This window comes from Idiomarina sp. UBA3162, assembly GCF_002364475.1.
GTDB lineage: Bacteria > Pseudomonadota > Gammaproteobacteria > Enterobacterales > Alteromonadaceae > Idiomarina.
Map to the genome: position 1 here is coordinate 1 of NZ_DEYI01000013.1, position 22,024 is coordinate 22,024.

At 49.2% G+C, this 22,024-nt stretch carries 15 protein-coding genes and 1 pseudogene; all 16 read left to right on the plus strand.

Annotated features, from left to right (window positions below; genetic code table 11):
* The coding region (gene nadA / locus B2X00_RS01965; RefSeq protein WP_290485896.1) for a quinolinate synthase NadA at window positions 1-831 on the plus strand (831 nt) is incomplete at its 5' end.
* A 74-nt stretch (window positions 832-905) separates the two neighbouring features.
* Window positions 906-5,384 (plus strand): glutamate synthase large subunit, encoded by a 4,479-nt coding sequence (gene gltB / locus B2X00_RS01970; RefSeq protein ID WP_290485897.1) that lies wholly within the window; start codon window positions 906-908, stop codon window positions 5,382-5,384.
* Complete coding sequence (locus tag B2X00_RS01975; protein WP_290485898.1) at window positions 5,384-6,826, plus strand: FAD-dependent oxidoreductase; 1,443 nt, start codon at window positions 5,384-5,386, stop codon at window positions 6,824-6,826. Before gltB ends, B2X00_RS01975 begins: the two co-directional genes overlap by 1 nt.
* A 10-nt stretch (window positions 6,827-6,836) precedes the next feature.
* Window positions 6,837-7,664, plus strand: coding sequence for an SDR family oxidoreductase (locus B2X00_RS01980; RefSeq protein ID WP_290485899.1), 828 nt, complete (start codon window positions 6,837-6,839; stop codon window positions 7,662-7,664).
* Between the two features lie 257 nt (window positions 7,665-7,921).
* Window positions 7,922-8,365: a hypothetical protein gene (locus tag B2X00_RS01985; protein ID WP_290485900.1), complete on the plus strand. Its 444-nt coding sequence runs from the start codon at window positions 7,922-7,924 to the stop codon at window positions 8,363-8,365.
* 3 nt (window positions 8,366-8,368) lie between these two features.
* The gene (locus B2X00_RS01990) at window positions 8,369-9,088 is read left to right on the plus strand and encodes a YjbF family lipoprotein (RefSeq protein WP_290485901.1); all 720 of its coding nucleotides are present in this window, start codon (window positions 8,369-8,371) and stop codon (window positions 9,086-9,088) included.
* 28 nt (window positions 9,089-9,116) lie between these two features.
* Window positions 9,117-9,977 (plus strand): capsule biosynthesis GfcC D2 domain-containing protein, encoded by an 861-nt coding sequence (locus tag B2X00_RS01995; protein WP_290485902.1) that lies wholly within the window; start codon window positions 9,117-9,119, stop codon window positions 9,975-9,977.
* A gap of 8 nt (window positions 9,978-9,985) precedes the next feature.
* Window positions 9,986-12,109, plus strand: a complete 2,124-nt coding sequence (locus tag B2X00_RS02000; RefSeq protein ID WP_290485903.1) for a YjbH domain-containing protein — start codon at window positions 9,986-9,988, stop codon at window positions 12,107-12,109.
* Entirely contained in the window at window positions 12,106-13,305 is a 1,200-nt protein-coding gene (locus B2X00_RS02005; RefSeq protein WP_290485904.1) for a polysaccharide export protein, read from the plus strand. The genes B2X00_RS02000 and B2X00_RS02005 overlap by 4 nt, the downstream gene beginning before the upstream one ends.
* Entirely contained in the window at window positions 13,305-13,787 is a 483-nt protein-coding gene (locus B2X00_RS02010; RefSeq protein WP_290485905.1) for a low molecular weight protein-tyrosine-phosphatase, read from the plus strand. The genes B2X00_RS02005 and B2X00_RS02010 overlap by 1 nt, the downstream gene beginning before the upstream one ends.
* A 46-nt stretch (window positions 13,788-13,833) precedes the next feature.
* Window positions 13,834-16,023 (plus strand): polysaccharide biosynthesis tyrosine autokinase, encoded by a 2,190-nt coding sequence (locus tag B2X00_RS02015; protein WP_290485906.1) that lies wholly within the window; start codon window positions 13,834-13,836, stop codon window positions 16,021-16,023.
* Between the two features lie 111 nt (window positions 16,024-16,134).
* Window positions 16,135-17,433, plus strand: coding sequence for a Vi polysaccharide biosynthesis UDP-N-acetylglucosamine C-6 dehydrogenase TviB (gene tviB / locus B2X00_RS02020; protein WP_290485907.1), 1,299 nt, complete (start codon window positions 16,135-16,137; stop codon window positions 17,431-17,433).
* Window positions 17,434-17,458: 25 nt separating this feature from the next.
* A pseudogene (locus B2X00_RS02025) lies at window positions 17,459-18,492 on the plus strand (GDP-mannose 4,6-dehydratase).
* Window positions 18,493-18,585: 93 nt separating this feature from the next.
* Window positions 18,586-19,932 carry a Coenzyme F420 hydrogenase/dehydrogenase, beta subunit C-terminal domain gene (locus B2X00_RS02030; RefSeq protein WP_290485908.1) on the plus strand — a complete coding sequence of 449 codons (1,347 nt, stop codon included), beginning with the start codon at window positions 18,586-18,588 and terminating at the stop codon, window positions 19,930-19,932.
* A gap of 73 nt (window positions 19,933-20,005) precedes the next feature.
* A complete protein-coding gene (locus tag B2X00_RS02035; RefSeq protein ID WP_290485909.1) occupies window positions 20,006-21,463 on the plus strand; it encodes a hypothetical protein in 1,458 nt (485 codons plus the stop codon).
* A 152-nt stretch (window positions 21,464-21,615) separates the two neighbouring features.
* Window positions 21,616-22,024 (plus strand): polysaccharide pyruvyl transferase family protein (locus tag B2X00_RS02040; RefSeq protein WP_290485910.1); only part of this gene is annotated, 409 nt, incomplete at its 3' end.

Consider the following 22,024-nt stretch of genomic DNA (forward strand, 5'->3'; position numbering starts at 1 on the left):
TCATTAGAGATGGCGCGTTTTGGTCGTGACCATGATGCCGACACGTTGATTGTTGCCGGTGTGCGCTTTATGGGCGAAACCGCGAAGATCTTAACGCCAGAAAAAACGGTGTTGATGCCCACTCTCAAAGCCGAGTGCTCGCTCGACTTAGGTTGCCCACCCGATAAGTTCGCTGAGTTTTGTGACCAGTATCCAGACCGCACCGTGGTGGTTTATGCCAACACCTCAGCCGCAGTGAAAGCGCGAGCCGATTGGGTTGTCACCTCAAGCATGGCACTCGAATTAGTTGAACACCTCGATAGCCAAGGCGAAAAAATTGTCTGGGGACCGGACCGTCACCTCGGTGGCTACATTCAAAAGCAAACCGGTGCCGATATGGTGATGTGGCAGGGCGCGTGCGTGGTACACGACGAGTTTAAAGCCAAAGCCTTGCGCGACATGAAAAAACTGCACCCTGAAGCAGCGATTTTGGTACACCCAGAATCACCACAAAACATTGTCGACATGGCCGATGCCGTGGGTTCAACCTCACAATTAATCAAAGCGAGCCAAACCTTGCCGAACGATACCTTTATCGTGGCAACGGACCGCGGCATTTTCTACAAGATGCAGCAGCTGCAACCTAACAAGACGTTCTTAGAAGCGCCCACAGCGGGCAACGGGGCAACCTGTCGTAGCTGTGCTCACTGTCCGTGGATGGCGATGAACGGCTTAGTGGCGATTGCTGAAGCCCTTGAGCACGGCGGAGAGCAACATGAAATTCATGTCGATCCGCAGCTCGCGAAAGAGGCGATGATCCCGCTTGACCGCATGCTGGCATTCAAAAAGTAGCATAAAAAGCAAATATACAAGTTAATTTCTGCATGATAATGTAGTTCCACTGAATAACTATTCGTGGAGATGTCATGCGCCTGTATCATGCCGATGACGTCCGTGATAATTGCGGGTTCGGCCTAATTGCGAGCATCGAAGGTGATGCTCGCCATGATCTCATCAGCACCGCTGTACAAGGTCTCGACCGTATGCAGCACCGAGGCGGTATCGGTGCCGACGGTAAGACCGGTGACGGCTGCGGCTTGTTGCTACAAATTCCAGAACAATTCTTTCGTGAGTACGCTGAGCAACAAGGATGGAACCTCGGCAAGAAATTTGCCGTGGGCATGGTCTTTTTTGCGCGTAACTCCGACAAACGCGAATCGGCACGTCACCTCATAGAGCAAGAACTACAAAAAGAAACCCTTAGTGTGGTGGGCTGGCGTAAAGTCCCAGTCGATGATTCCGTATTAGGTGAAGGCGCAAAGGCCGCCGAACCTAAAATCGAACAAGTGTTAATCAGCGCCCCGACCGGTTGGCGCAAAAAAGACATCGAACGCCGCCTGTATATGGCACGGCGTCGGGTCGAACAAAAAGTGGAGCAAGGCGTTTTCAGTGCTGATGAGCTCTATATCTGCTCAATGTCGAGCCTGCTGTTAGTCTACAAAGGCCTGATGATGGCAGGTGACCTGCCGCGTTATTATCCCGATTTGGCTAATAAAGCACTGAAAACCTCAATCTGCGTGTTCCATCAACGCTTTTCGACCAATACCCAGCCGCGTTGGCGCTTAGCACAACCGTTTCGTTTTCTCGCTCATAACGGCGAGATCAACACCATTCGGGGTAACCGCCAGTGGGCGCAAGCGCGTATCTACAAATTCCATAGCCCGTTGCTACCCGATTTACAGCAAGCGGCCCCCTTGGTGGGTCAAGAAGGCTCCGACAGTGCCTCGCTCGATAATATGCTGGAGCTGTTACTCGCGGGTGGTATGGACTTGTTCCGGGCCATGCGATTACTGATCCCGCCCGCGTGGCAGGGGGACAGCACCATGAGTGACGAGATGCGTGCCTTCTATGAATTTAATGCCTTACATATGGAGCCGTGGGACGGACCGGCTGGTGTGGTCATGAGCAATGGCCGCCACGTTGCCTGTAGCTTGGACCGTAACGGCTTGCGCCCCGCACGCTATGTCCTCACCAAAAGCGGTATTCTTACCATTGCCTCAGAAGTCGGTATTTGGGATTACGAAGAACACGACGTACAAGAAAAAGGTCGCCTTGGTCCCGGTCAAATGATGGCGGTGGATACCTACACCGGACGTATTTGGCACAACGCGGAGATAGAGGATGACTTAAAAAGTCGTCAGCCGTATCGTCAATGGCTCACCGAACACCGACGTCGCTTAGTGCCCTTTGACCGCTGTAGTGCCGATAAAATTGGCAAGCGTTTGTACGACGATAACCAAATGCGGGTGTTGCACAAAGCCTTTTTATACACCCGCGAAGAACTGCAACAAGTGGTTGCGGTGCTGGCTAAGGATGCGCAAGAAGCGGTCGGCTCGATGGGGGACGATACCCCAACGGCCGTTTTATCAAAACAACCGCGCTTGCTGTACGACTACTTCCGCCAGCAATTCTCGCAAGTGACCAACCCGGCCATTGACCCGATCCGCGAACGCCATGTGATGTCACTCGAGACCATCATCGGACGTGAACATAATGTGTTCAGTGAGGCGTCAGGCGATGCCGATCGCGTCGTCTTCGAGTCACCGATTTTAATGTACACCGACCTCAAGCAGTTGCGTGAGCTCGATGAGCATCACTACGGTCATGCCACTTTGAGTCTGGCTTTTACCCCAACCGAGAAAAATCTCGAACAGGCGCTCGCCGACTTGGTCGAGGCCGCGATTGATGTGGTGAAGAACCAACATCGTGTGATGGTGACCCTCAGCGACCGTGAATTTAGCAAAGGTGAGGTAGTGATACCCGCACCGATGGCGGTGGGCGCGGTACAACAGGCGCTAGTGAAGGCACAGTTACGTTGTGACTCCAATATTATTGTCGAGACTGGATCAGCACGTGACCCGCACCATATGGCGGTGCTACTCGGTCTAGGTGCGACCGCAGTGTATCCGTTCCTAGCTTACGAGAGCGTTGAGCAACTGGTACATCAAGGCAAGCTAGCAATGGATGTCAAACAAGCGGTGATGAACTACCGCCAGGGTTTGAATAAAGGATTGCTCAAGATCCTCTCTAAAATGGGTATCGCCAGTATTGCCGGCTATCGCGGCTCCTCATTATTTGAGGCGGTGGGGCTCAATCAAGACATTCTCGATGCCTGTTTTGCCAATGCACCGGCACGTATTAACGGCACGAGCTTTGCTGATGTGCAAACCGATCTGCAACGGATTTTCCAACAATGCTGGCTCAAACGTAAGCCGCTGCCTCATGGCGGCTTGCTCAAATACGTACACGGCGGCGAATATCACGCTTACAACCCAGACGTGGTCACCTCACTGCAAGCCGCAGTAGCGAGCGGTAAACAAGAGGACTACGCCGTGTACCAACGCTATGTGAACGAGCGCCCGGTGGCGCATATTCGTGATTTACTGAAGCTCAATCCAAGCGCCGCGACACCGATTGATATCAACGACGTCGAGCCGAAAGAAGCTTTATTCCCGCGCTTTGATACCGCAGCCATGTCAATTGGTGCACTCAGTGCCGAAGCGCATGAAGCCCTCGCCGAGGCGATGAACCGCATTGGTGGGCATTCTAACTCGGGCGAAGGCGGTGAAGATCCGAAACGCTTTAACAGCATTAAGAACTCACGCATCAAGCAGGTGGCATCGGGTCGCTTTGGCGTGACGCCGCATTACCTAGTGAATGCCGATGTCATACAAATTAAAGTAGCGCAGGGCGCGAAGCCCGGTGAAGGTGGCCAATTGCCCGGCGAAAAAGTCACCGCAGAAATTGCCCAATTGCGCTTTGCGGTGCCCGGCACCACATTGATCTCTCCGCCACCGCATCATGATATTTACTCGATTGAAGATCTCGCACAGCTGATTTTCGATCTCAAACAAGTGAATCCAAAAGCCCTAGTATCGGTGAAACTCGTCTCAACGCCAGGCATTGGCACCATCGCCACCGGTGTTGCCAAAGCCTACGCAGATTTAATCACTGTGTCGGGCTACGACGGCGGCACCGGTGCCAGCCCACTTACCTCGGTTAAGTATGCCGGCTCACCGTGGGAGCTAGGCCTTGCCGAAGTACATCAAGCCTTGGTCGAGAACAACCTGCGCCATAAAATCCGCTTACAAGTGGATGGTGGACTCAAAACCGGACTTGATGTGGTGAAAGCCGCGATCCTCGGTGCTGAAAGTTTTGGTTTTGGTACCGCGCCGATGGTGGCATTAGGTTGTAAGTACTTACGTATCTGTCACCTCAACAACTGTGCCACCGGCGTTGCCACTCAAGACGAAACCTTGCGTAAAGAGTTTTTCCGTGGCTTACCCGAGCGTGTTATTACGTTGTTCGAATTTATCGCCGAAGAAGTCCGTGAGTGGCTCGCAAAGCTCGGCCTAACCAGCATTACCGACGCCATTGGGCGGGTTGATTTACTGGAGCGTTTGCCCGGCGAGACCCAACGTCAGCACGCGATGGATCTCGGACCTTTGTTGGCGGCAGCGGGTACCGCGTCGGAGCATGCCAAATACTGTGTCGAGAAAAATCCGCCTTATGACCCGGGTCGACTCAATCAGCGCTTACTCGAACTCACGCGTGAGGCAATTGATAATCGCCGAGGGGGCAGCTGGTCACTCACCATTCGCAACGATGATCGCTCAGTGGGCGCTATGGTCAGTGGTTATATCGCACAAAAGCATGGCAACCAAGGTATGGCGGTAGCGCCTATTCAGCTCGGCTTTATGGGCACTGCGGGACAAAGCTTTGGCGCCTTTAATGCCGGCGGACTGAAACTGCATCTGACCGGCGATGCCAATGACTACGTCGGTAAAGGCATGGCGGGCGGCAGTATCGTGATTAAGCCGCGTGCTGGCGTGAGCTATGCCAGTGAGGTATCCACCATTATGGGTAACACCTGTTTGTACGGTGCAACGGGCGGCAAACTCTATGCGGCCGGCTGCGCGGGTGAGCGCTTTGGCGTTCGTAATTCAGGGGCTACCGCAGTCGTTGAAGGCATCGGCGACCACGGCTGCGAGTACATGACCGGCGGTATCGTTGTAGTGCTCGGTCAGTGCGGTATTAACTTTGGCGCCGGAATGACTGGCGGGTTTGCCTACTTACGCAACATCGACGGTGACCTGCATCGACGGTTCAATGGCGAGCTGGTCGAAGCGGTTGCCGTGGATAAACCCATCATCAAAGAACACCTGCGTGGTCTGATCCATGAACATCACGAAGCCACCGGTAGTAATTACTCCAGACAGCTACTGACCGAGTTTGATGACATCGTAAAACAGTTTGTCATCGTTAAACCTAAGTCCGCCGATATTGCGTCGTTGCTAGGCCACCGTGCCCGCTCGACCGCTGAGCTCCGTGTGCAGGTGATGTAATGAACAAGAACGTATATCAATTTTTAGACGTACAGCGCATCGACCCTCCTAAGCACCCCGTCGAATCGCGTCGTATTGAATTTAAAGAAATCTATGAGCCGATGTCGGATGTGCAACTGCAAGGCCAAGCCGATCGCTGCCTCGATTGCGGTAACCCCTATTGTGAGTGGAAGTGTCCGGTGCATAACTACATTCCGCAATGGTTGGAGCTGGCTAACCAAGGCCGCGTGTTTGAAGCGGCAGAGCTCATGCACAAAACCAACAGCCTGCCCGAAGTCTGTGGTCGGGTGTGTCCGCAAGATCGTTTGTGCGAGGGCGCATGTACGCTTAATGACGATTTTGGTGCCGTCACCATTGGTAGTATCGAGAAACAGATGGTCGATCAGGCGTTTGCCGAAGGCTGGCGCCCCGATTTAAGCGATGTCGAAGCTCGCCCTGAAAAGGTCGCCATCATTGGCGCCGGCCCTGCCGGGCTTGCCTGTGCCGATGTATTGGTACGTAACGGTGTCAAGCCCGTGGTGTATGACCGTTACCCCGAAATCGGTGGACTGCTGACCTACGGTATTCCACCGTTTAAGCTCGATAAACAAGTACTGAAATTACGTCGTGAGATCTTCAGCGACATGGGCATTGAATTCAAACTCGGCGTTGAGGTGGGTAAAGATGTCGATTTTGATACCTTGATGCAGGAAAACGATGCCGTGTTTTTAGGATTAGGCACCTACAAGGCACTGGATGGACGGTTAGAGGGGCTCAATACGCCAGGGGTGTATCCTGCACTGCCGTTTTTAATTGGTAACACCCAGCGCTTGCTGGATACCGAAATGCCGGATTACCCGTTGATTAACCTCGAAGGCGAAAAAGTCGTGGTGCTTGGCGGCGGTGATACCGCGATGGACTGCGTACGTACCTCGATTCGTCAAGGTGCTGAATCCGTAGTGTGTGCCTACCGTCGCGATGAACAAAACATGCCCGGCTCGCGCCGTGAAGTGCAAAACGCACGCGAGGAAGGGGTCGAGTTTGAATTCAATCTACAACCGCTCGCCGTGGTGGCAGGTGAAGATGGTCGCGTCAGTGGTGTCAAAATGGTGCGCACTGAGCTGGGTCCCGCCGATGAAGAAGGTCGTCGCCGACCGCAACCGGTGCCAGACTCTGAGTTCGTAATGCCAGCAAGCGCCGTGCTCATTGCTTTTGGCTATCAACCGAATCCACCGGAGTGGTTAAACGGGCACCAAGTGAATTTGAGCGAATGGGGCACGGTGCTTGCCACAGCAGAGCCCGATCAAATGGGTCTATTCGCGATGCAAACCAGTAACCCAAAGATTTTTTCCGGGGGTGACATGGTACGCGGTGCGGACCTCGTCGTCACAGCGATAGCCGAGGGCCGTACCGCCGCAGAGGGCATCCTCGATTATTTGGACAGCCAAGCTGATAATCAGTAACATAGCCACTATGAATATACTCTTATTAGGTTATGGCGATATCGCCCAACGCACCGCTCGACTGATGGTTGCTGACAACCATCAGGTGATAGGTGCGTGTCGTAATCCCGACAACAAACCACTCATCAATGGGGTTGAAACGGTAGCTGCCGATGCCAGCAATGAACAAGACCTGCGTGCTTTGTTCAGCGACCGCAAAGTCGATCTGGTGGTGGTCACCCTAACGCCGAGCGAATACTCCAAAGAGGGGTATCGTCAAGGCTATGTGGTGCCGTGTCGGCATTTGCAGCAGGTCATCAGTGAGCTCAGTTATTCACCGTATGTGATTTACGTATCCAGTACCGGCGTATATGGACAGAGTGAAGGTGAGTGGGTGGATGAATCCTCGCCCACCGCGCCAGATTCTGACTCCGGGCAAATGCTATTGCAAGCCGAACATCTAATTCGTGACTTACCCGTACCGTCGACGATTTTACGTTGCAGCGGTATTTACGGCGAAGGGCGCGATTTTATGCGCAAGCAGTTGCAGCAGGGTAAAGCCACTTTGCGTGATAGCTGGACCAACCGTATCCATCAGGATGATGTCGCGAGCTTTATCTTTCATTTAGTGCGCTTTCCGCAACATCGCCACCGCCTATTTTTGGTGTCGGACGATAAGCCTACCAAACAGTACCAAGTGTATCAGTACCTGGCCGAGCAAGAGGGCGTTGAACTCAATGGTCCAGTGGAGCCCGGTCCAGGTCCGCGCGGCTCGAAACGCTGTAGTAATCGCTTACTCCGCAGCACCGGATACAGCTTGTTGTACCCGAGTTATAAAGAGGGGTTAGCGCAGCCATAGTGGAGCGCTAGCTCAAACCTTACTGACGTCAATAAGCATTTAATTGAAGTAAATTTAAGCACTTAAATTTTTTTCGAGTTTTAATGGTTGTCAAATGTTAATCACAATGGTTAAATCTGCTAACAAATAAATACGCGCCACCGAGCACCTCATCGGACAATGGGATCCGCAACCCATGGGCGGTAGCGTGTTTAAACTCTCCACGAAAGCCGTTTTTGTAGTCACGGATGTTGACACTCTCAATGTGAAGGAATCACATGATGAAAACGATGACCAAATTAGTATCTATTTCACTCTCCGCTATATTGTTGGCGGGTACTTCTTTTACACCTGCATATGCGCAACAGCAGCAAAAGCAACAATCGGGCTCACAGCAGTCAGGTTCGCAGCAGTCAGGCACGCAATCGGGATCTCAGTCGGGATCAACATCAGGAACCAGCTCTGGGACGACCAGCACGACCTCAGGCACCACATCGGGTACTGCAGGTAGTACGGGCTCAGCCGCCGGTACCGGTGCTGCGGGTTCTGGAGCGGCTGCAGGTTCAGCGGGCGCAGCAGGCGCTGCCGCAGGTACAGCCGCCGCCGGTGGTATAACGGCGGGTGCCGTTGCAGCGGGCGCTGCCGCAGTAGCCGCGACCGCAGCGGTCGTGCAAAATAATCAAGACGATACCAGCACAACGACGACCACGAATAACAACTAAGTCGTGGTCAAAGCCGTTGTACTGGCGATCAGTGTGCTACTGGTCGCCAGCTGCTCAGTCGTGCAACCAGATTCAAGTCAGCTCTCGGGCGGCGTTTCAAGCGCTTCCGAGACGCTGATGTTTTGGTTAGAGCAAGATAAAATAAACCAACTGACACCCGAGCAACTCAAACAATTGCCGGGTGCAGCAATATACGCCCAGTTGGGCGAACAACCGATAGCCACCTTAGTGCTCGCCGAGCAAATTAACCGCACAGGACGTGTGGAGCGGCGTTGGCTATCGGCAAAAGAAGCACTGATTACGCGCAACGGACGCATCACTCGCAGCGAAGGAATGCCGCACAACCTCATGTTTGTCGCCAATTTAAATGCTGATCCTCTGGGTTGCTATCAACAGCAACTACGGGATTCGGCAGCCGCACCTCATTGCGTACGTACTTGGCAATCCTTCCTCGATTATGAGAACTCCAATCAGCGCGTAGAGCGCATACACATCCAAAGTCGTTTTAATTGGTCGGTTGACCAAAACATTGCAACGCCACTACGAGGCAAACGCAAAACGCGCGAATTAGTCGAAGATGTCCACACCCAATCCGGATTAACTTGGCAAAATCGCTATTGGATCGAATACCACAGTGGCGACATTATCCAGTCTAAACAGCATTTCGGCATCGGTGACCATCGCGACAGTGGCACATTAATGTTGCGAGAAGCACGTTATTAAACGTAGTGATGTGATGTCGAGTCGTTTTGTGAAAGTTATTTTAGTCCTCACCTGTGTGGTGAGCAGTGTGTTCGCTACCCTGAGTAGTCAGGCGCAGGTGCCGGTAACCGCTGTATTTTCAGATGGTCTGACCGGCCAGCAACGGGTCGACTTGCGACTGAGTTACGGTGAGCGGATTAAAACCGTGGTCGATTCGGTTATCGCCCACAGTGAGCAACCAGAAAATCTTTATTGGTCGACGGCGCGCCTGTGCACGCCTAAGCTGCAACAACGGTTAGAGGCGCGCCGTGTTGCGGTCCTTGCCGAGTTGCAACTGCTGAGCACCGTTTACAAAAATACCGAACAGCCGGAATTGGCCGAACGCACCCAACAGTTGTATCAACAGGTTCAGCGCTGGCCATTATTGGCAAGCCTTGCCGCGGGCATTATGCCAGCGCGGTTGATCGCTGAACCCGAAAATAACTGGCAGCTAACTCGACATTTTAAGCACTACTTTTTGCGCGTGGTGGGGGCCCCCCACAGTATCCACTGGGTGGGGCTCACTCCATTTGCAGGTACCTATCCTTGGTCGCAAGATCCCCTGTTTAAGCGACTGAAAAATAGGGCGTTGGATAATCTGTGGGAGGTTCCACTGCAAGGCTTTGCGAGCCAGCGAGCTGATTATCGGGCGTTGACGCCGCGCGAAGTCGCTGTCGAGCAAATTAATTGGCAACCCGGGCAGGTATTATTTCAAGGCTATGATGACAGCGACTTACCAGCGGGTTTTAGTGGCATCAACCAACGCTTATTGAACTTACTGATTTATTGGGCACCGAACCAATCGCTGGCGGCAAGGTCGACCAATAGTGAACCCGGTAAATCATCCGTAGCGCGCCTTTGTCAGTCATGAAGCCTAGTTTGCAGGCAATCATTGCCGGGTTATTGCTGGTGTTAGTACCACAAATCAGTCACGCACAAACGAAGACCACTTATAGGCAGTCAGATTACGGTGGAGTTGGCGTGATGCAAATGCCCAGTGCCCGAATGAACCCAGAGGGTGAACTGAGCTTAAACTACCGCGATAACGATCCGTTTCGCCGTATTTCGCTCAGCATGCAGTTGTTCCCTTGGTTAGAGACCACGGTACGTTATACCGATATTCGTTACGAGCGTTACAGTATCGACCCTGAGTTCAGCAACCAAACCCTGAAAGATAAAGGGCTCGACGTTAAGTTAAACCTACTCAATGAGGGGCGTTATCAACCTGAACTGGCGATTGGTTTACGGGATTTAGGCGGCACCGGACTCTATAGCGGTGAATACATTGTTGCTTCTAAACAACTATTTAATTCAGCTGACTGGGGCGCGATTGACGTAACCGCAGGTATCGGTTGGGGCTATTTGGGGGTGCGCGATAATATTAATAACCCACTGTGTCATGTCGATGACCGCTTTTGTCAACGCAGCCGCACGACAAGCGGAACAGGCGGGCAGTTCGAAGTCGATGACTGGTTTCGCGGGTCTAGCGCCTTATTTGCCGGGGTAGAGTATCAAACACCGTGGCAGCCGTTAGTATTGCAAGTCGAATACGATGCTAACGATTACAGTCAAGAAAGGCTCAGTAATCCGGTCGATCCCAACTTAACCGAGGCACCGGTTTACAGTGATAGCCCACTAAACTGGGGCGCACAGTACGCACTGAATGACCATGTGCAGCTGAATTTAAGCTATCAACGCGGCAACACTTGGATGTTTGGTATCACGTTGCATGCCGATTTAGATGGTGCCGAGCAAATTAAAGTAAGGCCTCGTAAGCGAGCTGTCTTATCAGTGCCGCAAACGGATGAGGCTGAGCTTACACAGGCATTTAAAAATGAGCTCGGTATCGAGCTCAGCGGATGGCAAATTCAGGGTACAACGCTCACGCTGTATCAACAGGGCGAAGGTAACTACCGCAATCGCGCAGAACAACTCGAACGCGCCACCCGTATTGCCACGCATTACGTGGCCGAGGATATCAAACGTTACGAGTGGGTCACCGTCAATCAGGGCATGGCGATCAATAGCTACAACGTCGATGTTGATGAATTTAAACAGATCGCTAATGGAGCTCGGTTTACTAAGCCGCTCAGCAATACCTACAGTCAGAGCGAAGCGCGCGCTTGGAGCGCACAACGAGGTGAAGCGCGCACACTGACGCCAGACTGGGATGTGACCTGGCGCCCTTCATTGAGCCAGTCATTTGGCAGCGCCGAGAGCTTTTACTTTTATCAGTTCGCCGCCAATGCCGACATAAATATCACCTTGACACCGCGTTGGCAGGTCAATGCCAGTATCGGCATGAACGTGCTTAATAACTACGACCAATTCACTTATCGCGTCGACGACTACGAGTCACCCCTGCCACGTGTTCGTACTTACGTACGTGAATATTATGCAGACACCGATGTGTGGCTCAGTAATTTGTATTCACAATACACCGCCAAGCTAAAGAACAATTGGTATGGTGCGGCATACGCAGGTTACTTAGAGCGCATGTTTGCCGGTGCAGGGGCGAGCGTATTGTATCGTCCACAAGGCAGTGATTGGGCATTCGGCGGCAATCTAAACTGGGTGAAGCAACGCAGCTTTGATGAGCCGTTAGGGTTGTGTGATTACAAGGTCTGGACCGGTCATCTGAGTGCTTACTGGCAGACTCCGTGGCTCAAACGCTCGTTAGTGAAGCTCGATGCAGGACGTTTTCTAGCGGGTGATGAAGGTGTCAAAGTCACCTTTGAGCATCGCTTTGAATCGGGTGTTGTGGCGGGTGCCTATGCCGCATTGACCAATGTCTCGGCAGAGGACTACGGCGAAGGGTCATTTACTAAAGGTTTGTACCTCAGTATCCCGTTTGATTTGTTCTCGGTGAAATCCAGTATCGACCACGCGGGGCTGTCATGGGAGCCGATAACCCGAGACGGTGGACAAACATTAAAGCGACCCGTCGACCTCTATCGACTGACCGATTTACGTCAGCCTTTTTATTTAAATGGAATTAAATGAGACTTTACACAATGGTGTCAGTGATGCAGTTCAAGCGAACCCCGCGACTTCTTAAACTCAGCGTTCTATCCGCCATCGGTCTGGCATTAGCGGGTTGTTCACTCGCGCCGGGAGGCCATATCCCTGACCCGTCGGGTGGTAGCTTATTTAGCGACAGTGACTACAGTAATGGCGAGTCGTTCTCAGACGTTGAGTGGGAAAATCTCGTCAAGGTTCAAGCCATCACCCCCATGCTGTTAGCGCAAATCAATGCTGAGCAAAGCAACGACGAACACTTACGTGCCAACCCAGCACTTGAGAAAGCACGCAATAACTACGACTATGTCGTCGGGCGTGGTGATATTCTTAACATCACCGTGTGGGACCACCCCGAACTGACCATTCCTGCCGGCTCGATGCGTGCGCCAGAGGAAGCCGGTAACTGGGTTCATAACGATGGAACCATATTTTATCCCTATGTTGGTAAAATTAACGTAGCGGGTAAGCGCGTCACTGAAATACGCGACATGATCACCGCCAAGCTAGCGAAGTATATCGAAGCGCCGCAAGTCGATGTCACCGTGGCCGCGTTCCGTTCGCAGCGCGTATACGTGACCGGCGAAGTCAAACAGCCCGGCACCTTACCTGTGAGCAATGTGCCACTGACGCTAATCGAGGCGGTCGCGCAAAGCGGTGGGCTCACGCCTAATGCGGACTGGACCGATGTCAGCTTAAAGCGTGGCGAGCAAGAGATGCACTACTCATTGCGCGAACTCTACCAGCGCGGTGATACACAAGAGAACATTATTCTTAAAGCGGGCGACGTATTGCATATTGCCCGCAACGATAAAAACAAAGTCTACGTACTCGGTGAAGTCGGTAAACAGCAAAGCTATCCGATGGGGCGCTATGGCATGACACTCGCAGAGGCGCTGAGTGATGCCGGTGGTTTGTACAACCAAACCGCAGATGCTTCAGGCGTATTCGTGATACGCCAAGCCGCATCCGATAGTGGTTATGCCGCACAATTATTTCAACTCGATGCCAGCAACGCGACGGCATTGGTCATGGCTGAGCAATTTAAACTACAACCGCGCGATATCGTCTACGTGACCGCAGCCCCTGTCGCACGCTGGAACCGCGTGATCAGCCAGATTATTCCATCGCTGACCGGTTTATATAACATCACACGCGCCCGCGACGACCTAAATAACTAATGTTTGACCATATTCTCGTTGTTTGCACCGGTAATATTTGCCGCAGCCCGGTGGCTGCCGCGCTATTGCAGCGTGCGCTGCCCGAAAAGCACGTGGATAGCGCAGGCACTCATGTTGAAGCAGCGAACCTGACAGGTCGCGATATGGACAACACCGCGCGCGAAGTTGCCTATATAGAAGGGCTCGCATGTCCCACACACGCCGCTAAACAAGCGAGCCGCTCGTTGGTAAATCAAAGCGATTTGATTTTGGTAATGGAACAACAGCACAAAGAGTGGCTGAGTAACCGTTATCCCGACAGCCGCGGCAAGACCATGCTGTTGGGTGAGTGGCTCAATAGTGATAACGAACAAAATTTAAGACTAGGGTTAGGGAAAGGAAAAGACATCGCCGACCCTTATCAAAAAAGCATCGAATGCCACGAGCAAGTATATCGCGATCTCGCACGCGCGGTGTCGCACTGGCAAAGCAAACTCGCGTAATAACAACTTTCAACTTCGTATCAAGGCAGTATCAGGTTAAAACTCCATGACAGACTCTAATAAACCTACATCGGCTCCTAACGCGTCATCAAACGGGTCGCGAAATGAAGACGAAATCGATCTAGGCAAGCTCTTTGGACTGCTTTTAGACCGCAAGTGGTTCATCATTATAATCACTGTACTATTTATGGCCTTGGGTGTTGCTTATGCACTGCTGGCAACCCCAGTTTATAAAGCCGATGCCTTATTGCAGGTTGAAAAAAAATCATCAGGTATGCCCGCCTTATCCGGCGACATGGCGGATATGTTTGCCAAAGAGAGCGAAGCCGAGACCGAAATCCAAATCATGACCTCGCGCATGGTGATTGGCGAGGTCGTTGACCAACTGGATTTAACCATACTGAGTCGTCCGCGCTATACGCCGATAATTGGTGAGTTCCTGGCGCGTCGCAGTGGCAATAAAGATGAGGTACTAATCAGCGAGTTGCAGGTGCCACAATCGGTTATCGGCAAACCGTTGCGTTTAGATCTCAACGGTAAGCAGCTAGCCCTTTACTTTGATGATCAACAGGTGATTTCAGGGGCCATCGGCGAAGAAATGCGCTCTGGCGAGTGGCGCTTAAAAGTCGCTGATATTGAAGCGCACAACACCGATACCTTTGAAGTGTATAAAACCAGCCGTTTGGGCACTATAAACACGTGGAAAGAGCGATTAAGTGTAAGTGAGCGCGGCAAAGATACCGGTATTTTGGCGGCAAGTTTACAACATACCGATGGCACACAAGCAAAAGAGGTGCTGCAGGCAATCACACAAGCGTACATGCTGCAAAACATTCGCCGTAACGCTGCCGAAGCGCAAAACAGCCTTGAGTTTATCGAGCAACAGTTACCCAGCTTGAAGCACGACCTGACGGTTGCTGAAGAAAAGCTCAACCAATACCGCCTGCAAAGTCAGTCGGTGGATTTAAGCCTCGAAACTAAAGGCATGCTCGACCAAGTCATTGAGTACGAAAAGCGCCTGAATGAGCTAAGTTTTAAAGAGGCTGAGCTGGCGCGACTGTACACCCGTGAGCATCCGCAGTATCAAGCCTTGCTCGAGCAAAAACAGCGACTGCAGCAAGAAAAAGCCGAGCTCACCAAGCAAATTGAACAACTTCCCGAGACACAGCAAGAAGTGTTGCGTTTAACACGCGATGTCGAAGTAAATCAAGAAATCTACCTGCAACTGCTCAATCGCATGCAAGAACTCAACGTGATGAAAGCCGGCACTGTGGGTAATGTACGTATTCTAGATGAAGCGGTTACACAGCCGCGCGCCGTTGCACCTAAGAAACCACTGATTGTGGTACTCGCCACAATGCTCGGCGGTATGGTCTCAGTCGGATGGGTGTTTGTTCAAGCAATGATGAACCGCGGCGTGCAAAGCCCAGAAGAGTTAGAGAACGCAGGCATTACCGTATACGCCAGCATCCCAGACTCGGAAGTTCAGCATAAGCTAGAAGAACGCATTAAAGCAGCACTTAAGCGCGATAAAAATCGCCATGCCGAGCTGCCGTTATTAGCCGCCGAAGAGCCAACCGATATGAGTATCGAAGCGTTGCGTGGACTGCGCACCAGCTTGCACTTTGCGATGCTCGAAGCCAAGAACAATATCATTATGATCTCGGGGCCGAGCCCTACCGTGGGTAAATCCTTTATTACCGCGAACCTCGCCATGGTATTGGCACAAGCGGGCAAACGAGTACTGATCATTGATGTCGATTTACGTCGAGGTTACCTACACAACATGATGGACCTTAACAACAAAGAGGGTCTCTCTGATTACCTGGCTGGCAAAGTTGACCGCGATGCTTTGATAAAACAAACACCTTACAAAGGCGTGGATATGGTGAACCGAGGTGTTGCCCCGCCAAACCCATCGGAGTTGCTTATGCAAGCACGGCTACAAGAGCTGTTTGATTACGCAAGCGAACATTACGACTACGTACTGTGTGACACGCCACCGATACTCGCAGTGACAGACGCTGCCATTGTCGGCCGCTACGCCGGCACCAACTTGTTGGTCACCGGCTTTGAGCAAAACTCAGTAAAAGAAGTCGAGCAAACCATAAAACGCTTTGCCCAAAACGGTGTGACCATTAAAGGCACCTTGCTCAACAAAGTACGTCGCACCCGCAGCAGCTACTACGGCTATGGCTACGGGTATGGTTACGGCTACGAATACAAATCAAAGTAGGTCGTGCCTTTGGCACGACTAAAACGACCTGATAAAACCCAGTGCACAAAGCACAGGGCAAACAAACAACACAACGCCAGGATGGCGGACGAAGTTTAAAAGGGAATTTAGGTGAGCAACGCACTGTTCAAAAAGTTAGGAAGCAGTGAGATTACGATTGCTGTTATCGGGCTCGGCTATGTGGGCCTTCCTCTTGCAGTTGAATTCGGTCAAAAATTTAGAACGCTGGGTTTTGATATTAACCAAAAGCGCGTGGCGGAAATTAACAGTGGTGAAGACCACACTCTCGAGGTAGAGCCCGAACGCTTACAACAAGCCAAACACCTTTCTTACACCAGTGATGTTAACGCACTCGGCGATGCCGATGTGTTTATTGTGACGGTGCCAACCCCCATTAATAAACATAAACAGCCCGACTTAACGCCGCTGATTAAAGCCAGCGAGACCATTGGCAGCGTGATTAAAGCGGGTGCGGAGGTGATCTACGAATCCACCGTTTACCCGGGTGCCACCGAAGAGGACTGCCTTCCTGTTATTGAGCAACACTCAGGGTTAGTACTCAACCAAGATTTTTTTGCAGGCTACAGCCCCGAGCGCATCAACCCGGGCGATAAAGAGCATCGTGTCACCACAATAAAAAAAGTCACTTCAGGTTCAACCCCCGAAATCGCCGATTTTGTTGATGCCTTGTACAACACCGTGATCACCGCTGGTACCCATAAAGCGACCAGTATAAAAGTAGCTGAAGCGGCAAAGGTAATTGAAAACACCCAGCGGGACGTAAACATTGCACTTATTAATGAGTTGGCAATGGTGTTTAACAAAATGGGCATTGATACCCAAGCCGTGCTTGAGGCGGCGGGCGCTAAATGGAACTTCTTGCCTTTCCGTCCCGGGCTTGTCGGTGGTCACTGTATTGGCGTCGACCCTTACTACTTAACACATAAGGCCGAAGCGGTCGGTTACCACCCCCAGATGATATTAGCGGGGCGCCGTGTAAACGATAACATGGGCCGCTTTGTGGCAGCAGAACTCGTAAAGGCGATGATGCAAAAAGGCCTTTGTGTGAAAGACGTTAAAGTATTGTTGCTAGGGTTAACCTTCAAAGAAAACTGCCCCGATATTCGCAACACCAAAGTCACCGATATTATCACTGAGCTCAACGAGTACGGAGCACAAGTCGATGTCTACGACCCGTGGGTTGATGCCTCCGAAGCCGAGCACGAATATAACATTACCCCAATTAATCAACATAAAAAGGGCAAATACGACGCAGCGGTTATCGCTGTTGCGCATGATGAGTTTAAACAGTTAGGCGAGCACGGAATACGGGCGTTGTGTAAGAACACACACGTGCTGTACGACTTAAAGTATGTGCTAACGGCTGAACAAGCCGACTGCCGTCTTTAATAACTCGCAACGCAAGGATGCCATCATGACACGATACGAAGAAGTAAAACTCGAACTTACTAAAAAGCCGAAAATCTGGCTAGTGACTGGTGTAGCCGGCTTTATTGGATCAAACCTACTTGAGACCTTACTCAAACTTGATCAACGCGTTGTTGGCCTTGATAACTTTTCTACCGGCTTTCAGAAAAACCTAGATGAAGTTAAAAGCCTGGTAACCGAAGACCAGTGGAATCGCTTTGAGTTTATTCAAGGGGACATATGTGATTTAGACACCTGCAAGCGTGTTATAAATCACTCCTATGCCGGCAAAGTAAACTATGTGCTGCACCAAGCTGCACGAGGTTCAGTACCACGTTCCATCGACGACCCAATTAATACCAATAAAAGCAATATCGATGGCTTTTTGAATATGCTAGTAGCAGCGAGAGATGCTGGCGTGGATAGCTTCACCTATGCCGCGAGTAGCTCGACCTATGGCGATCACCCAGCACTACCTATAGTTGAAGAGAACATTGGTAACCCATTATCACCGTATGCGGTCACCAAATACGTAAACGAGATGTATGCCAATGTATTTGCACGGGTGTATGGCTTTAAAACAATAGGCTTGCGCTACTTTAACGTGTTTGGTCCGCGCCAGAACCCTGATGGGGCATACGCAGCAGTTATTCTTAAGTGGACTGATGCGATGATAAAAGGCGAGCCAGTGTTAATTAATGATGATAGTGAAACCAGCCGTGACTTTTCGTTTGTGGCGAATGCTGTGCAACTGAACATTCTTGCTGCGACAGCCGATGACGCAGCTAAAGACGAAATCTACAACATGGCATTGGGTGACCGTACGACGCTAAATGAACTGTTTGTAGGCATTAAAGACGCACTCAAAAAAATGGTGTTCAGTATAACGACGAGCCTGTGTATCGAGATTTTCGTCCCGGTGATGTTCGTCATTCGCAGGGTGATATTTCTAAAGCAAAAAGCAAACTTGGTTTTGAGCCTACACTCCGTATTGCTCAAGGTATTTATGAAGCGATGCCTTGGTATCTTCAAACAACTTAACTCCTATTTCTACGGTATAGACTAATACGAATGACGCACTTAAATTTACAACAGGTTGTAGAACACGATTACTGTGTCGGTTGTGGACTATGTATGGCGCAATCTAAAAAAGGAAGAATGTTCGAAACCGTTAAGGGAACTTATATTCCAGATTTAGCCGCATTAACCAAAAGTGAGATTGAATCTGCGGAAAATTTTTGCCCATTTGCCAAAGCAAGTGATATTGAAGATGTTGTGGCATCAAAAGTTTTTAAGGTAAATAATCTCAGGTATCTAGAGGGATTAGGCTATTATCATAAAACATATGCAGGTTACGCCATCGAAGGGAAGTTTCGCGAGCAGGGAAGTTCTGCTGGACTGGTGAACTGGCTATGTTCAAAGTTACTACGGGATGGATATATCGATACGATTATTCACGTAAAAGAAGATACGAGTAGTAACAATAAGATGTATTCATACCAAGAAAGTTCAGACATCGAGTCTCTTCAATCTGGCGCCAAATCAAAGTATTACCCCGTAGAATTATCTGAGGTAGTTAAAGCTCTCCTTTCTCAACCTTCCAAAAAAGTAGCTATAGTTGGCTTGCCTTGCTTCATAAAAGCATTACGAGCGTATGAGGAAGATAACCTTCAGTTAAAAGAGCAAATTAAGTTCCATATTGGAATCGTTTGTGGTCATCTAAAGTCTAAAAATTATGCTAAATTTCTAGGTTGGCAGGCTGGCATTGAACCTAATAACTTGAAGTTAATCGACTTCAGAACGAAGCTGAAAAAAAGTCCCGCATCTCGATATGGTTTTACGGCGATTCCGAGGGTGGGAAGTGAAGACTCATGGATAATCAAACCGATGTCTGAAGTTGTAGGGGGGAACTGGGGGCACGGGGTTTTCAAACTGACAGCTTGTGAATATTGTGATGATATTATGGCGGAGACATCAGATATTGTGTTTGGCGACGCATGGTTACCTGAATTTGTAGGGGATAGTGGAGGAACTAATATAATCAATTCACGTTCCCCATTTTTGAGTAATTTACTACAAGATGGGGACGATAAGGGTCTTATAAAACTACAGGAACTCACACCGAAACGAGTCTTAGACTCTCAAAGAAGTGGGTTACGCCATAGAAGAGAAGGGTTGTCGTACCGTTCTGGCAGAGATGAAGCACTAGGAAAGCCGTTTCCCAAAAAGCGAACAAAGCCTAATTCTCACCAACTTAATATTGTTCGTAAAACAACCTACGAATATAGAGAGTTAATCCGTCAAACTAGTCACAAGTCATTTTTACTTGCTGCAGATCATAGGGATCTCAGTATTTCATTATCGATGCTTAAACCTATTATAGAATCCTACTCGAAGATTAGTCGAGTTAATCTTATTCAAAGAATTATTGCGAAAGCTAAAAAGGTTCTGACGAAGCTTGTCCAACGTAACTCGAATTAGTTGATTTAGCGTGTCAATTAGAACAAGAAAAATAATAAAAAACACGATCTCTCTCTATGTGAGAATGTTAGTAATGATGGGCGTATCTCTTTACACGTCTCGAATTCTTTTAGATACATTGGGAGCAGAGGACTTCGGGTTGTATCATGTTGTCGCAGGTATTGTCGTTCTTGCAGGATTTCTTCAAGGAGCATTATCAGGAACAACTCAGCGATTTCTTGCCTTTGAGTTGGGTAAGAAAGAAGCCACCGATCTAAGGAATGTATTCGGCATGAGCGTGAATATTCATATTATATTTGCATTACTCATGTTGGTGATTGTGGGGGGGGTAGGCACATATATCGTTCCATCAATTATCACTTTTGATGAATCTCGTTTGACTGCGGTAATCTTTCTATTCTGGTTCTCTCTAGTTTCATTTGCATTAAATATTGCTGTTGTTCCGTTTCATGCGATGATTGTAGCACATGAAGAAATGAGAATTTTTGCTTGGATAAGCATAGGGCAAGCAGTACTTAATTTAGGCATAGTAATACTAATTCAATATTTACCGTATGATGCCTTAATTGCTTATGGTGCTCTGACACTATTGGCAACTACGGTTGTTAGCGGTGTTTATGTAGCTTATGTGTTAACCAGATACAAGGAGCAGAGGTTCTGCTTAGGTTGGGATCAAAAATTGTTTAAACGATTAGTTTCGTTTTCCGGTTGGAGTATATGGGGTAATGCTGCTCCAATATTTTCAAATCAAGGTATTAATATTCTTCTTAATGTTTATTTCGGCCCGTTAGTAAACGCAGCCAAAAGCATAGGAAATCAGGCTTCAAATGCGCTTGGACAATTCGTAAGTAATTTGCAGTATGCAGTTAACCCTCAAATTATCAAGTCATATTCAAGGAATGACCATTCATATACAATTAAATTGCTGTATTACGGTAGTAAATATAATTTCTTTCTGATTTTTACTCTCGCATTTCCAATTCTACTCCGAACCGAAAATGTTTTGAAAATATGGCTTGTTGAACCTCCGCCGTATTCAGCTACTTTTTTAAAGTTGATTTTAATAAATGCGATTTTGGATAGTATCTTTAGGCCTCTTATTACAGCGGCTCAGGCAACTGGGAATATTAAACTATACCAAATTGTTGTAGGCGGCATCCTGCTATTAAATGTTCCTTTTTCTTACGTCGTAGTACAAATGGGTTATAATCCCAGCTCTGTATTTATAGTAGCGATCTTGGTAACAATTCTCGCGGCTGTTGCCAGAATTTTTATGTTAAAGCGTATTTTCAACTTCTCATTTACTGAGTATTCAAAATGCGCATTGATTAAAATTTTTCAAGTATCTGCACTCAGTATATCGCTTGGAACAACATTTAATCATATGGTAAGCGTCCAACTTAATATATTGGAAATGTTATTATTTTGCTTTTTGGTGATGCTCATTACAGGTTTTTGTGTCTGGATGTTAGGTTTAGAACGGTCTGAGCGAGGAAAAATACTGTCGTTCATAAAATCTAAAGGTGGGTGATTATTATCTGTCAACGGTTTTTTTAATTCTTAAATATAAACGTTAGATGTCGTTAAAATCTCTGATTTATTTAATAAAATTTATTGCGAAAACAGAGGTGTTTATAACTCATTTTTTTATTAGATTAATACGATTCAATAAGGTGTTTCACTTTGAATAAAAAAGCTAGAGTAGGTCTCCTGAATTTTCAATATTCTAAAGATAATTATGGTGCAGTTTTACAGGCAGCAGCACTAGAGCGGTTGGTTAAGAAGCGAGTTGAGAATGTTGAACACATAGATTATCGGCCGCAACGCAATCGCATCAGGCTTCTACTTTCTGCGATTGTGAAACGGCTTTTAAATAAAAACAGTCGAAATGATTCAAATAACGCTCTAAGCAGTCAAGGCTTCGAGAGCTTTCGAGTCAAGTTTATTAGTCGGACTCCGATAATTTTTAACAAAAAAAAGTTCCGTGTAGAAAGTGCTAATTATGATGCGATTATTGTCGGGAGTGATCAGGTATGGCGGCCAACTATGGGAGGCGACCCATTAGTTTTCTTTTTGAATTACTGCAACCCAA